The sequence below is a fragment of the Arthrobacter sp. SO3 genome, assembly GCF_020532825.1.
Classification (GTDB): Bacteria; Actinomycetota; Actinomycetes; order Actinomycetales; family Micrococcaceae; genus Arthrobacter.
In genome coordinates this window covers 1-14825 of sequence record NZ_MQTS01000119.1, presented here as the reverse complement: position 1 = coordinate 14825, position 14825 = coordinate 1, and the positions used below count along the sequence as shown (strand labels likewise).

At 67.7% G+C, this 14825-nt stretch carries 9 protein-coding genes; 6 read left to right on the top strand and 3 right to left on the bottom strand.

Annotated features, from left to right (window positions below; translation table 11 throughout):
* Positions 1-236: 236 nt before the first annotated feature.
* From BJQ90_RS12150 to BJQ90_RS12140, 3 genes are all read left to right on the top strand, one after another.
* On the top strand, positions 237-2381 hold the full coding sequence (locus tag BJQ90_RS12150) for a putative bifunctional diguanylate cyclase/phosphodiesterase (protein ID WP_226760514.1): 2145 nt from the start codon (positions 237-239) through the stop codon (positions 2379-2381).
* Positions 2382-2487: 106 nt separating this feature from the next.
* Complete coding sequence (locus BJQ90_RS12145) at positions 2488-4671, top strand: putative bifunctional diguanylate cyclase/phosphodiesterase (RefSeq protein ID WP_226760513.1); 2184 nt, start codon at positions 2488-2490, stop codon at positions 4669-4671.
* Between the two features lie 184 nt (positions 4672-4855).
* The gene (locus BJQ90_RS12140; RefSeq protein WP_226760512.1) at positions 4856-6718 is read left to right on the top strand and encodes an EAL domain-containing protein; all 1863 of its coding nucleotides are present in this window, start codon (positions 4856-4858) and stop codon (positions 6716-6718) included.
* 42 nt (positions 6719-6760) lie between these two features.
* Here BJQ90_RS12140 and BJQ90_RS12135 read toward each other — a convergent pair whose 3' ends face one another.
* On the bottom strand, positions 6761-7420 hold the full coding sequence (locus BJQ90_RS12135) for a response regulator (RefSeq protein WP_226760511.1): 660 nt from the start codon (positions 7418-7420) through the stop codon (positions 6761-6763).
* Entirely contained in the window at positions 7417-8757 is a 1341-nt protein-coding gene (locus tag BJQ90_RS12130; RefSeq protein WP_226760510.1) for a sensor histidine kinase, read from the bottom strand. The genes BJQ90_RS12135 and BJQ90_RS12130 overlap by 4 nt, the downstream gene beginning before the upstream one ends.
* A 174-nt stretch (positions 8758-8931) precedes the next feature.
* Here BJQ90_RS12130 and BJQ90_RS12125 point away from each other — a divergent pair, with 174 nt between their 5' ends.
* Together BJQ90_RS12125 and BJQ90_RS12120 are read left to right on the top strand one after the other, a co-directional pair.
* Positions 8932-10065, top strand: coding sequence for an ABC transporter permease (locus BJQ90_RS12125; RefSeq protein ID WP_226760509.1), 1134 nt, complete (start codon positions 8932-8934; stop codon positions 10063-10065).
* Between the two features lie 99 nt (positions 10066-10164).
* Positions 10165-10896, top strand: coding sequence for an ABC transporter ATP-binding protein (locus tag BJQ90_RS12120; RefSeq protein ID WP_226760508.1), 732 nt, complete (start codon positions 10165-10167; stop codon positions 10894-10896).
* Positions 10897-10949: 53 nt separating this feature from the next.
* On the opposite strand, the gene BJQ90_RS12115 is transcribed toward BJQ90_RS12120, so the two are convergent.
* Entirely contained in the window at positions 10950-11798 is an 849-nt protein-coding gene (locus BJQ90_RS12115; protein ID WP_226760507.1) for an SDR family NAD(P)-dependent oxidoreductase, read from the bottom strand.
* Between the two features lie 530 nt (positions 11799-12328).
* Here BJQ90_RS12115 and BJQ90_RS12110 point away from each other — a divergent pair.
* Positions 12329-14704 (top strand): FG-GAP-like repeat-containing protein, encoded by a 2376-nt coding sequence (locus BJQ90_RS12110; RefSeq protein WP_226760506.1) that lies wholly within the window; start codon positions 12329-12331, stop codon positions 14702-14704.
* Positions 14705-14825 lie beyond the last annotated feature (121 nt).

Genomic DNA, 14825 nt, shown 5'->3' with positions numbered 1-14825 from the left:
CCCGCCCCAGCGCGGCCGCGGGCCACCGGCTGGTGTAGGCCGACGCAACCGCCGGCGCTCCGACCCCCTGAGGCCCGGCACCTGAAGCCCCGTCCGTGACACAGAGCCCCTGAATCCCGGCCGCGGAAACGCCGGGCGCACGTGGTCGGCGCCCAGCCGGAAGGCCCCTATGATTTCCAGAGGGGAGGACTCTATATGAACTACCGGTGGTCTCAAATTCGCAAGGCAGTGGCACCGTGACGGCGTCCCCGCACCCGGCGCCCGGCGCCAGGGCGGTGCTGGAATCCAGCCCCGATGCCCTCCTCGTGGTCTCCGAGGACGGCATCATCCGCCTCGTCAACGCCGCCACGGAGCGCATGTTTGGCTACGCCCGCGGGGAGCTCGTGGGCCAGGACCACCGCATGCTCCTCGCCGAGGGGTTCCGCAGCGGCTTCCACCGGCTCTTCTTCGCCCTCCGCAAGGACGCCGACGCCGCCCCCGGCCTCCCGCCGGTCGAGGCCTACGGGGTGCGGCGCGACGGCACCGAGTTCCAGGGCGAAGTGGCGTGTTCGCTGCTGGTCCAGGACACCGGCGATGCCCCGATGAGCATGGCCGTCGCGGTCCGCGACACCTCCCACCGCCTCGCCGCGGATGCTGGGCTCCGCGAAGCCCTGTCCCTGCTCAGCGCCACCCTGGAATCCACGGCCGACGGCATCCTCGTCGTCGGCGGGGACGGCCGGATCGCCAGCGTGAACAACCAGTTCATCTCCATGTGGGGCGTCCCGCGGGAGCTGCTGGCCACCCAGGACGACGACGCCGTGATGGGCTTCGTCCTGGACCAGCTGGTGGACCCCGCGCAGTTCGTGGAAAAGATCGCCGCGCTGTACGCCGATCCCGCCTCCGAAAGCCACGACGTCCTGGACTTCCATGACGGCCGCACCTTCGAACGCTACTCCCGCCCGCAGAAGGTCGCGGACCGGGTGGTCGGGCGCGTGTGGAGTTTCCGCGATGTGACCCCGGCCCGGATTGCGCAGGACCGGATCACGCAGGCCATGGCCGACCTTGCCGAGCAGGCCGCCCAACTCAAGGCCCTCGCGTTCCAGGACCCGCTGACCGGGCTGTCCAACCGGCAGCTCTTCAACGACCACCTCGAGGCAGCCCTTCGCGGGCCGTGCGGCACCGCCGTCGACGTCCTGCTGCTGGACCTTGACGACTTCAAGGAAGTCAACGACATCCTGGGCCACCACGCCGGGGACCAGCTGCTGATCGAGGTCGGCCGGCGCCTGCGTGAGTGTGTCCGCCCGAACGACGTTGTAGCACGCCTGGGTGGTGACGAATTCGTGGTGCTGCTGGTGGGCTCCCTGGACCCCGGAATGGTGGCCGAGCGGATCGTCGCGTCCCTGAAGGTGCCCCTCTGGATCGATGGCACCATGCTGCGCCCGAGCCTCAGCCTGGGCCTGGCATCCATCAACGAGGACGCCGTGGACGCCTCCGAGCTGCTGCGCCGGGCCGACATCGCGATGTACGCGGCGAAAGCGGCCGGGAAAAACCGGTACCTGCGGTTCCGGCCCGAGATGATGAAGAGCCTGGTCGAGCGCACCGAACTGGAGGCCGGGCTGCGGCTGGCCGTGGATGCCGGCCAGATCACCGTGTACTACCAGCCGATCGTCTCGGCCCGCAGCGGCGTCGTGGTGAAGGTTGAGGCGCTGGCCCGCTGGGAGCGCGGCGGCGAAATCGTCCCGCCGGCGCAGTTCATTCCGGCGGCGGAACGCAGCGGCCTGATCGTCGAAATCGGCACCGAGGTGCTGCTGAAGGGCTGCACCGAGCTGCGGCCCTGGCTGGCGGAGGACCCCTCGCGCGCCCTCGCCGTCAACGTCTCCGGCGTGCAGCTGCAGCACGGGGACTTCGCCGAGCTGCTGCTGGCCGTCGCCCGGAGCACCGGCGTGGATCCGCGGCAACTGGTCGTGGAAGTCACCGAAAGTGTGTTCTTCCACGACGACGTCCACGTGATCCAGCAGCTCACCGCCCTCCGGAACACCGGTGTGCGGGTGGCGCTGGATGACTTCGGCACCGGTTTCTCCTCGCTGGGACGGCTGCAGGGGCTCCCCGTGGACACCCTGAAGATCGACCAGTCCTTCACGGCCATGATCCACACCGGCGACGAGAAACTGCCGATCCTCAGCTGCATGATCGCCATGGCCCACGGGCTGGGCCTCAGCGTCACGGCCGAAGGCGTCGAAACGGCGGCGCAGGCTGAATACCTGATAAAACTGGACTGCGATTCGCTGCAGGGCTACCTCTTCTCCCGCCCCCAAGCCGGACCCGGCCTGCGATCCGCCATCGCCCGGTCCAACGACGCCTTCGCCGCCCTGCTGGGCGTGCGGGTTCCCGGGCCGCGATAACCCGTCACCGCCGGGTGCGGCAACCCTGCACAGCGGGCGACCCGGCACATCCTGTGACCCGGCACATCCGGTGGACGGGGTACTGGACAAGGGACCAGAGAACCCTATGATTCAGGGACGCATTGTCCGCGGCGCCGCCGGGACAGTCATCAACACACCAACCGCAGCTTTGGGGGCCGGTATCGCCGTGGGAACAGGGATGGAAGAGAGCCTGCTTGAGCAGGGTCCCGATGCTTTTTTGCTGCTGACCGCGGACGGAACCATCGCCTTCGTGAATGCGGCAGCCGAACGCCTCTTTGGCTACCCGCGCGAACAGTTGCTCGGGGCGGGGCACAATATCCTGCTCTCCGAGGACGAGCGCGGCGGGTTCCTGCGGGTTTTCGGGCGGCTGGGCCGCGGCAGCCTCTCCGGCAGACGGCCGTTCGCGGCGGCAGGCCGGCGTCGGGACGGCAGTGAACTGTCCCTGGAGATCACCTGTTCGCTGGTCACTGTCGGCGCCGGACCGGCCATGGCGGTCGCCATCCGGGACGGCAGCCACCGCGAGGACACCGATTCGGGCCGGCGCCTGGCCGTCTCCCTGCTGGACGCCACGCTGGAATCCACCGCCGACGGGATCGTCGTCATCTCCAACGAAGGACTCATCACCGGGATCAACGACCAGTACCTGAAGCTGTGGGGCATGCCGCCGGAGCTGGTCGCGGCGGAGGATCCGACGGCGCTGGTCACCTTTATCGCCCGGCAGTTGCTTGATCCGGACTACTTCCTGCAGAAAGTCGGGGAACTCAACGCGGACCGGGTCAAGCAAAGCCACGATGTGCTGGAGTTCAAGGACGGCCGCACCGTGGAGCTCTATTCCAGGCCGCAGAAGGTCGCGGACACCGTCGTGGGCCGGATCTGGAATTTCCGCGACGTCAGCTCGACCCAACGCGCCCAGGACCAGGCACGCCGCGCCCTCAAGGAACTCGCCGAGCAGGCGGAAAAACTCAAGGAACTCGCTTTCCAGGACCCGCTGACCGGACTGGCCAACCGGATCCTCTTCACCGAACGGGTCGCCGCCGCGCTGCTGAACCGCGATCCGGTGCATGTGCTGCTGCTGGACCTGGATGACTTCAAGGAAGTCAACGACATCCTGGGCCACCACGCCGGGGACCAGATGCTGGTGGAGATCGCGGACCGGCTGCAGAAGTGCGTGGGGCCGCATGGCACCGTGGCACGGCTCGGCGGGGATGAGTTCGTGGTCCTGCTGATCGGCTGCAACGATTCCGACACCGTGGCCCAGCGCATCGTGGCCACCCTGAACGCCCCGTTCTCTATCGAGGGAACCCTGCTGCGGCCGGGCCTCAGCCTGGGGGTAGCCTCGCGCGGCGCCGGGGCCATGACGTCCTCCGAGCTGTTGCGGCAGGCGGACCTGGCCATGTACGCCGCCAAGGAGGCCGGCAAGAACTGCTATCTGCATTTCCGGCCGGAGATGCTCACCGAGCTGCTGGCGCGGACCCAGCTGACTGCCGGGCTGAGGCGCGCCGTGGAACTGGGGCAGATCGTCGTGCACTACCAGCCAGTGGTGTCCACCGAACTGCTGGAGGTCGTGCAGTTCGAAGCCCTGGCCCGGTGGCAGTTCGAGGGGAAGCTGATGCCCCCGGACGAGTTCATCCGGACCGCGGAACGCAGCGGCCTGATCCGGGACATCGGGGCGGAGGTGCTGCGCCGCAGCTGCGCCGAGCTGCAGCCCTGGCTTGCGGAGGACCCGTGCCGGAGTCTGGCGGTGAACGTTTCCGGCGTTCAGCTGCTGCACCGGGACTTCGCCGAGCGCGTCCTGGACATTGCGGCGTGGGGCAACGTGAATCCGCACCAGCTGGTGCTGGAGGTGACCGAGAGTGTGTTCTTCGATCCCCGGTCCCACGTCATCGCCCAGCTTGAGAGCCTCCGCGGGGCCGGGATCCGGGTGGCGCTGGACGACTTCGGCACCGGATACTCCTCGCTGGGCCGTCTGCAGGCGCTCCCGGTGGACATCGTTAAGATCGACAAATCGTTCGTCTCGATGCTCCGCACCGGGGCAGAGAAGCTGCCGATCCTGACCTCGATGATCCACATGGCCCGTAGCCTGGGCCTGAAGGTCACGGCCGAGGGCATCGAAACCCCGGAACAGGCCCACTACCTGATGGCCCAGGGCTGCGATGCCCTGCAGGGCTTCCTCTTCTCCCGCCCCGAGCCCGAGCACCGCCGGGAGCTGGGCATCCGCAACACTGCCGCTGCCGTCGCCGCGCTGGCTGCTGCTTCCCGCCGCGGGTAACCGCCGGTGCTGGCCCGCCGCGGCCCGGCGCCTTCCTGCTGCGTGGCCCCTTCTTGGGCGCGGCACCGGGCGGATCGCACCGCAAACGGCCGCTGGCGCTTATGCTTCAGGGAGCGCAGCCCGCCCTGTTCTCCGCAGCGGCGGCTGCCACCCGTATCCTTCGGCTTGGGGGCTGGCAGAAATCATGGAATCAGGACTCGCACAGCTGCTGCTGGAGCACGGCCCGGACCCCTTGCTGCTGCTCGATCCCGACGGGTCGATTTCCTTCCTGAACGCCGCCGCGGAGGAGCTCTTCGGCTACTCCCGCTCACAGCTGCTGGGCACAGACTCCGGTTTGCTCCTCGCCGAGGCCTCGCGCCCGGGTTTTCTCTCCCTCCTCACCGGGCTGGGCAGCTCCACGCCCCGCCCCGGCCAGACCTTCGCCGGCTCCGGCCGCCGCGCCGACGGCACCGAAGTCCCGGTGGAAATCACCTGCGCGCTGCTGCCCTCCGGCGCCGTGGCCGGTTCGGCCGCGCCGTCGGTCGCGCTCTCGGTCCGCAGCGCCGGCCGCCGCACGGAACCGGTCCAAAAGGAGCCCCGCGCCACAGAGCCCGGCCACAAGGAGCCCCGCCATAACCAGCCGTACGACGACGGCACCACAGCGGGCGGGGCGGCGCCCCGCCGTCGTGCTACAGCTGCCTCAACTGCCGTTCCCGCCGCTTTCGCCGCACACGACGACCTGGTCCGGGCCGGGGTGCTGCGCGACGCGCTGACCGCGCTGCCCAACGGCACGCTGTTCAACGACCGCCTGGCCGCGGCGCTCCGCCGCCCGGACCCGGTGGACGTGCTGCTGCTGCACCTGGATGACTTCAAAAACCTCGGCGACAGGCTGGGCCGGTCCGCCGCGGACGAGCTGCTGGTGGAGGTCGCGCGCCGGCTGCGCAACTGCGTGCGGCCCCACGACACCGTGGCCCGCCTCGGTGGCGACGAATTCGCGGTGCTGCTCACTGAGTGTCTCAACGCGGACGCCGTGGCCGCCCGGATCGCCGCGTCGCTGCACGAGCCGCTGCGCGTCGGGGGCTCCGTAGTCCGGCCCGGCCTCAGCATGGGGCTCGCCTCCCGGACCGGCGAAACGCCCGGCGGCGCGGAACTGCTACGGCAGGCCGACGCCGCCATGACCGCCGCGAAGCAGGCGGCAGGTACTGCCCGAACTGCAGGGTCTGCCGGCACCTGGCGGCGGTTCCGGCCGGCCATGCTGGGTACCGACGCCCGCGGCGCCGACGCGGAGACGGGACTGCGGCGGGCGGTGGAACTGGGACAGATTTCGGTCCACTTCCAGCCGGTTGTTGCCCCCGGCCAACGCACGGTGGTGCACTTCGAGGCGTTCGCGCGCTGGGAAGACCATGGCCGGGTGGCCTCGCCGCAGGAGTTCCTGCCGGCCGCGGAGCAGAGCGGCCTGATCCCGGAAATCGGCGATGAAGTCCTGCGCCGCGCCTGCACCGATATCCGGCCCTGGCTGGCCGCCGTCCCCGCCTGCAGCGTCGCGGTGAACGTCTCGGGCCTGCAGTTACGGCAACGGGACTTCGCCGCCCATGTCCTGGCAATCGTGGCGGCCGCGGGGGTGGAGCCCGGCCGGCTGATGCTGGAACTGACTGAGAGCGTCTTCTTCGATGCCGACTCCGATGTGCTGCGCCAGTTGCGCCGGCTCCGGGAAGCCGGCGTGCGGATCGCGATGGACTGCTTCGGCCCGGCCTACTCCCCCTTGGACCGGCTGGCGGAGCTGCCGCTCGACAAGGTCAAGATCGACCGCTCCATGGTGGCGATGATCAGGACCGGACAGGAACAACTGCCCTTCTTCGGCACCGTGATCGGCTCCGCCCACGCCCTGGGCCTGTTGGTCACGGCCGAGGGCATTGAGACGCCGGCCCAGGCCACCTACCTGATGGACCGCGGCTGCGACTCCCTGCAGGGTTCCCTGTTCGCCGCCCCGGCCCCGGCCGGTGAGCTGGCCGGGGCGATGGAGTCCGCACTGACGGCGCTCGGGAATCTCGGGAGCCGGCGGGCCTAACCTACACCGGGGTCCTGGCGGCGATCACTGCCTGCACCGGCCTCATGCCTGCTGGCCCGGGGACCGGATGATGCGGCGCTGGGTGGCAGCAGCGATGGCTGCCGTACGGTTGTCCACCCCGAGTTTGCCGTAGATATGCACCAGGTGTGTCTTCACGGTTGCCTCGGAGATGAAGACCTGTTTGGCGATGGCCCGGTTGGACAGCCCGGTCGCCAGCAGCTCGAGCAATTGGACTTCCCTGGGCGTGAGGGCCGTTGCAGGATTGCTGATCCGGCCCATAAGGAGGGCCGCAACCCTCGGTGCCAGCGCCGTCTGGCCGGAGGCGGCTGCCAGCACGGCCTGGCGGATCTGTTCCGGAGGCGCGTCCTTGAGCATGTATCCGCTGGCTCCTGCCTCCACGGCGGCCAGGATGTCCGCGTCCGTGTCGTAGGTGGTAAGGATCAGGACCGGCGGAGGATCGTCCAGGAGCCTGATCTGCGCGGTGGCAGTGACTCCGTCCATGCCGGCACCCATTTGCAGGTCCATGAGCACGACGTCGACCCGGTCGCCCAGGATTTGCAGCCGTTTCAGTTCCTCCAGTGCCGCATCGCCGTCGGCAGCTTCAGCTGCGACTGCGATGCCCTCGAATTCGGTAAGCATGGCCCGCAGCCCGGCCCTGACCACCGGATGGTCATCGACCAGCAGGATCCGGATGCCGTTCATTGTTCTTCCCTCCCAGGCACGTCGTCCAGGGGCAGACGGACGGCCACCACCGTACCCTCCCCGGGGGCTGATTCGAGGTCGAGGGAGCCGTGCAGCGCGGCCACCCGTTCCTGCAGCGACCGGATCCCGAAGCCGCTTCCGTCCGCCCGGGCAGTCATCCGGGCGGCCACCCCGGCGGGGTCGAAGCCGACACCGTCATCATAGATGTCCATGGTCACCTCACTTCCGAGAAAAGCCACCGTCACGACGGCGTTGCTGGCGTTGGCGTGGTCCGTGACATTGCCGAGGCTGGCTTGGGCGGCCCGGAGCAGGGTCACCCGGTACGGCTGCGGCAGCTCTACGGGGTCGCCGTCGAGTTCGAGCCGGCACCGCAGGCCGACACCCCGGGCTGCGGAGCTGGTTTCCGTGGTGGCGCAGAGCCTGCGCAGGCTGTCCACCAGGGAGGATTCCTGCAGGTGCGGGGAGGAGAGTCCGCGGACGAAATTCCGTGCTTCGGCCAGGTTCTCCGAGGCGGTCTGCTGCACCAGCGCGAAGCGTGCGGCAGCGGTGGTGGTATCTCCATCCGCGAGCGATTTTTCCGCCGCACGGGCCACCAGCACGATGCTCGAGAACCCCTGGGCAAGTGTGTCGTGGATTTCCCGGGCCAGCCGTTCGCGCTCGGCCAGGACTCCGGCGCCGTGCTGGGATGCTGCCAGTTCCGCCCGGGTGCGGCGGAGTTCATCCGCTGCACGGCGCTGGTTCTCCGCCTCACGGTAGAGCGCCTGGTACGCCAGCCCGGTCACGACGGCAAACCCCGCGCCAAACGCCGGACCCAGGACAACCGCGGCCGGGGGGACGGGGAGTCCGCTGGCGGCCCATTGGGCGGCAACCACCGCGGCCGTCATCAGCGCGATCGTCAACAGGGCAGTCCGCCGCGGCAACAGGTGCAGGTGCAGGAAGAAAAGCGGGAATGCCAGCCACGCAAAATCGGCGCTCCCGGCCAGCAGGACAACCCACAGGGCGGTGATGATTCCCAGCCAGAGGACACCGTAGCGGCGCGGATCGAAACCCGTGCCGCCGGCGGCGATGCGCTTTTCCAGGATGGTGCCGGTCAGGTAAACCCCCGCCAGAACGAACGCCGTCCCCGTCAGGACATACCGGAAGGGGCCTTCGCCGCCGGATACCGCCATCCTCAGGACAGCCACACCGAGCAAGGCGGCGAAGCCGACGTGCAGCGTCACTCGCAGGACGCGCAAAATCGCAACAGAGGGCGCAGGATCCAAACCCCTGAGCGGGTCATCGCCGGATCCGGTGGGACCGGCCCCGTCCAGGGAAAGCAGGGATTCTGTGGCAGGCATTGGATCAGCCTATGCGCGTCCGGCCCGGGCGGGATCAACCAAATGGTTGACACGGGGATCAACCATTCTTCCGTCCCGTGTCAACCAACGGCGCGATGGCGCCGGCGCCGGCCCGCGGGAGAGTGGATCCAGAGCCTTTCGGCTGCAGCGTCCCCCACTGAAAGAAGAACAACCGTGTTTCTTGCTATCCGCGACATCCGCTTTGCCAAGGGCAGGTTCGCCCTGATGGGCGGCGTCGTTGCCCTGATCACCCTGCTGCTGGTCATGCTCTCGGGACTGACCGCCGGCCTCGGGGACCAGTCAACCTCTGCCATTGACAAGCTCGGGGCCGCTAACGGCAGCGGAATCGCCGCCAGGGCAGTGGACAGCATCGTCTTTGGCGCCCCCGGCACCAACGAGCCGAAGGCCTCCTTCACCGAAAGTGAAGTCACCGCCGCACAAGTTGAGAGCTGGAAGAACCGGGCCGGCGTGCAGAACGCCGAAGCCCTGGGCATCAGCCAGACCCGGTTCCAGGCCGTGGCCGCGGACACCGGGGCGGGCACCGGCACCACCAACGTCGCCGTCTTCGGCGTCGCGCCGGACGGCCAGCTGGCGCCGTCGGACGTCACTGCCGGCACCGTCGTGATCGGCAAAACCGTGGCCACGGCACTTTCCCTGGACACCGGGGACAAGGCAAGCGTCGGAGGGACCGAACTGACCGTCAGCGCCGTCGTCGAGGACCAGTGGTACTCCCACACCAGCGTCGTCTGGACAGCCCTTCCCACCTGGTCCAAACTGGCGCACCTGACCGACCCGGAGCAGCTCGGAACCGTCGCCGCCATCACGTACCAGGACGGCGCCACTGTTGACGAGGCCGCTGCCAACGTTGCGGCCCACACCGTGAGCGCCTCGCGCACCGGGTCGTTCCAGGCGCTGGGCTCCTACAAGAGCGAGAACGGCTCCCTGACCCTGATGCAGGCCTTCCTCTACGGCATTTCCGCCCTGGTGATCGTGGCGTTCCTGACCGTCTGGACCGTCCAGAGGACCCGCGACATCGCGGTCCTGAAAGCCATGGGCGGATCAAGCGGCTACATCCTGCGTGACGCCATCACCCAGGCCGCGATCGTCCTGCTCGCCGGCGCCGGAATCGGCGGCGGGATCGGCATCCTCGGCGGCTTCTTCGCAGCCCAGGCAGCCCCCTTCCTGGTCACCCCCGCAACAACACTCGTGCCCATCCTCGGAATCATCACCCTTGGCCTGGCCGGCGCGGCGCTGGCCGTCCGCCGCGTTACCAAGGTCGACGCCCTCATCGCCCTCGGCGGGAACTGAGCCCTCCTCGACGGGAACTGCGCCCTCCATACCCCGTTGGCCGCGTCCGCGGCTGAGCCGCCGGTCTGCCCCCGGCACTTTCTGAAAGGAAGCCACATCATGTCCCCCACTTCCAGCCTTCCCGCGACACGGTACGCCGCTCGGGGCCCCTTGAACCTCGTCAACGTCACCCTCGAATACCCGGACGGGGACGGAACCATCAAAGCCCTGGACACCGTGAACCTCACCGTCGGGGCAGGCCAGATGGTCTCCCTCGTCGGCCCGTCAGGGTCCGGAAAATCCAGTCTCCTGGCCGCCGCCGCCACCCTCGTCCGGCCCACCCACGGACTGGTGATCATCGACGGCGCCGACGCCACCGGGCTCGGCGACAAGGACCTCACCGCGTTGCGGCGGGAGAAGATCGGCATCATCTTCCAGCAGCCGAACCTGCTCGCGTCCCTGACCGCTACCGAACAGCTCATCATCGGCGACCACCTGCGCGGAAGGTCCCTCAAATCCGCCCGCGCCAAAGCCGCGGACCTGCTCGACGTCGTCGGGCTCAGCTCCAGCGCGGACAAACGTCCGCACCAGCTCTCCGGCGGCCAGCGCCAGCGGGTCAACATCGCCCGCGCCCTGATGGGCGATCCCAAGGTCCTGCTTGTGGACGAACCCACCGCCGCCCTCGACCACGAACGCAGCGACTCAATCGTCCGGCTCCTGCGCCGCGTCACCGACGACTTTAGGGTCGCCACCGTGATGGTCACCCACGACACCGAATTCGTCCCGCTGACCGATTCGGTCGCCATCATGCGCGACGGGAAGCTCACCGCCCCCGTGCTGACGACGGTCTGAAACCCCACACCCGGGGGCAGCCAGCTGTCCCCGGGTGTTCGCGGCCCTGCCTGCTACGGCCGGTGGTCGAGTTCGCCGAGGTCAGCGCCCACCATGGCCGCGCTGCGCTCCCACAGCTCGCGGGCGAGCTCGGCGTCGTACGCCAGCTTGTTGGCCTTCGCCAGCGCCCGCTTGGCGTAGTAGGCGCCGGAGACCCAGTCCTGCCCCGGGGCGGCCGTGGCCAGCCACACCAGCGTGTCCGCGCCCTGCTCGGGGCTCAGCATGAACCGGTTGAGGAAACTCCGGTAGAGGAACCGGAACGGGCTGGTGGTGTCCGCGGCGAAGTTGGTGGCCACCACGCCGGGATGGAACGCCGCCGTTGAGATGCCTGCCGCGTGGTAGCGGTGGTTGAGTTCCGCGGTGAACAGGATGTTCTCCAGTTTGGCGTTGCCGTAGGCGAGGTTGGCGGAGTACTTGTTCGCCGTCTCGAGGTCGTTGAGGTCCAGCTTGCCGTAGAGCGAGTTGGCGGCGCTGGAGGTGTTGATGACGGTGGCCTTGCTGGCGGTGAGCACGTCCATCAGCTCGGTGGTGAGCAGGAACGGTGCCAGGTGGTTGATCTGGAAGGTCTTCTCGTGCCCGTCCACGGTGAGCCCGCGACGGCCCATGATGCCGCCGGCATTGTTGGCCAGGACGTCGATCCGGGGGTACTTCTCCCTCAGCTGCGCGGCGAGCCGGCGCACCTGGGCCAGCTCCGCGAAGTCGCTGACGAAGTAGTCGGCGCCGATCTCCTTCGCGACCCTTGCGGTCTTCTCCGCGGAACGCCCGACGACGACCACCCGCTCCCCCTGCTTGCTCAGGGTCCGTGCGGCGGACGCGCCGATGCCGTCGCTGGCTCCGGTGATGACAATGGTCCGTGCGGTCATGAGGTGTCCTTTGAGCGGAAGCGGTTATCAGGCTGGTCTGGATCGAGCCTACCGAACCACGGCGGCCGCCATCTCCGAATGAGAACGGAGGGTCCGAATTCGGAGACATCCGGGGGAATTATTTGCGGCCCGATAATCCGGTTCGGAGCCGTTACCGCAATTACTTGGTTGTTTGTTCCAGTCACTGGCCTATTTCCGTGCCCCTACTTGGGTCCCCGGGAGGGGCCTACGTGGGCACCACGGTTATTTGGGAACGGTGTACCCGGTCAGCGATCACAGCGCCGATTTCCGTTGAATTCCAGCGCGTTTGTCATGATACTGAACGCGTACGTTGATGCGGGGGCGAGGTCTAGAGTCAGCGTGTGCTTCAGGTACATCAAAGTTGCCAGATGTGACTGGGGGGTTTCAGGGGGGAAACGGGATCCTGGGGGCAGTTCAGGCTGGCACGCCGGGGCATCGCGATTTCCATAAGAGTTCTTTCTCCGCCCGGAAAGAACGCAGAAAATTTCAAATTCAGCATGGAAACGGCGATGAAACTCATGAACATTACGGCGATCAAGATGAAAAGAACAGCCCGCTGGCTTAGCCAGATAGTGGTAGTGGCATTAGTTGCGGCCGGGGGCCTGCTGGGAATCGCAGGCAGCGCCTCGGCGGCGAGTGATTATGGCTATCCCAGCATCAGCTACACCGGGGTGAGCAACCCGCCGACTTCGGACAAACCGCAGAGCAAACTCTGGTTTAATGGCGGATCGTGGTGGGCGGACATGTGGACCTCCGGCACGGGCTGGCAGATCTACCGGCTGGACGTCCCCACGAAGACCTGGGTCAGCACCGGCGTCACGAACGACACCCGCGCCAGCACCCTGGCGGACACGCTCTGGGACGGCACCCACCTCTACATCGCCTCCCACGTGGTCACCGTGTCCACTGATACATCGCCGGTGGCGTCGGTCTCGGGCCAGCCGGCCAAGCTCTACCGCTACAGCTACTCCGGCGGAAAATTCAGCCTGGACAGCGGCTTCCCCACCACCATCACGAACAACAGCAGCGAGTCGATGACCATCGACCGGGACACCACCGGCGCGATCTGGGCCACCTGGACCCAGGTCTCCGGCAATTCGACCAGCGGCTTCACCAACACCGTCTACGTCAACAAGTCCGCACCCGACGGGACCAGCTGGGGCTCCCCGTTCGTGATTCCGGTCTCCAACCCGCACCCTGCGCCGGATGACATTTCGGCGGTCGTGGCCTTCGGCAGCAACAAGATCGGGGTCATGTGGAGCGACCAGCTCACCGGCTCCATCCGCTGGGCGACCCGCACCGACGGGACCAGCACCACCGCGACGTCCTCGTGGAAAGTCCAGGATGCGGCCAAGGGCAGCAACACCGCTGACGACCATCTGAACCTCAAGACGCTGCAGTCCGACAATACCGGCCGGGTTTTCGCGGCGATCAAGACCGGATACAACGACGGTTCGACGGACAAGACCCTGCCGGAACTGCTCCTGCTGGTCTTCAAGCCCGGAACCGGCTCATTCACCAAGACAACCATCGCCACGATCGGGGACTGCGTCTCGCGTCCGCAGATCGTCCTGGATACCCAGAACGGCGTCGTGCATGCGTTCCACACCGCCCCTGGCACGGGCGTCAGCGGCTGTGCCTTTTCCGGCGTTCCCGGCGCCGTCTATGAAAAGACGGCCCCCATGGACAACCCGGTCTTCGCATCCGGCCGCGGCACCGCGATCATCCAGGACGGCTCGTCCGACAACATGAACGATGTGACCACCAGCAAGCAAGGCGTCAACAGCACCACCGGCCTCGTGGTGCTGGCCAGCAACGACGCGACCAAGCGCTACTGGTTCTCCTACCGGACCCTGGACAGCAAAACCCCGCCGAAAACACCGATAGCGTCCTTTACCGTGTCTCCGACGTCGGGCGAGGTCCCCCTGGACGTGAACTTCACGGACACGTCCGCGGGTTCGCCGACGGAGTGGGCCTGGGACTTCGGCGACGGCGGTACCTCCACCAAGCAGAATCCTGCGTACACCTACGACGCCGGGGGCACCTACACCGCGACCCTGACCGTCACCAACGCAGCGGGCTCGACGTCGGCCACCCAGGAGATCACCGTCGACCCGAGCGCGACGCCGATGCGTTTGAACGATTTCAACGGTGACGACAACACGGACGTGATCGCCCGTGACGCCTCCGGTGAATTGTGGCTGTACCCGGGAACGGGGACCGGCGACTGGTCCAAACGGATCGACCTCGGTGGCGGCTGGAATGTGATGACCTCCATCGTCAGTGCCGGAGACTTCAACGATGACGGCAACGCGGACGTGATCGCCCGGGACAGCAGCGGGGAGCTGTGGCTCTACCGCGGCACCGGGAACGGCGACTGGCTGAAGCGGCAGAGTCTCGGCGGCGGCTGGAACGTGATGAGCTCCATCGTGGCTCCAGGTGATTTCAACGCCGACGGCACGCCGGACCTGATTGCCCGGGACAGCAGCGGGGAGCTGTGGCTGTACCCGAACAACGGGGCCGGCGACTGGTTCAAGCGGGTTGATCTGGGTGGCGGATGGAACGTCATGAGCTCCATCGTGGCCCCCGGGGACTTCAACGCCGACCTCAAGGTGGACCTGGTCGCCCGAGACACCAGCGGGGAGCTGTGGCTCTACCCGGGTAACGGCAAGAACGAATGGTTCAAGCGTGAGAGCCTCGGGGGCGGCTGGAACACCATGAACGCCATCACGGCACCCGGTGACATGGACGGCGACAACTGGCCGGACATCATCGCCCGCGACACCACCGGGGAGCTCTGGCTCTACCCGAACGACGGTGCCGGTGACTGGTTCAAGCGGGTCGACCTCGGCTCAGGATGGGGCCAGATGACCGCGATCCTGTGAACGCGGACCTGTGACTTAGGTCCTGAAAATCTGGAAGAGCCGTTAAATGCGGGAGAGCCCCGACCGTTGTGGTTGGGGCTCTCGACCGTTTAATGATGTTCCGGCGGTGACCTACTCTCCC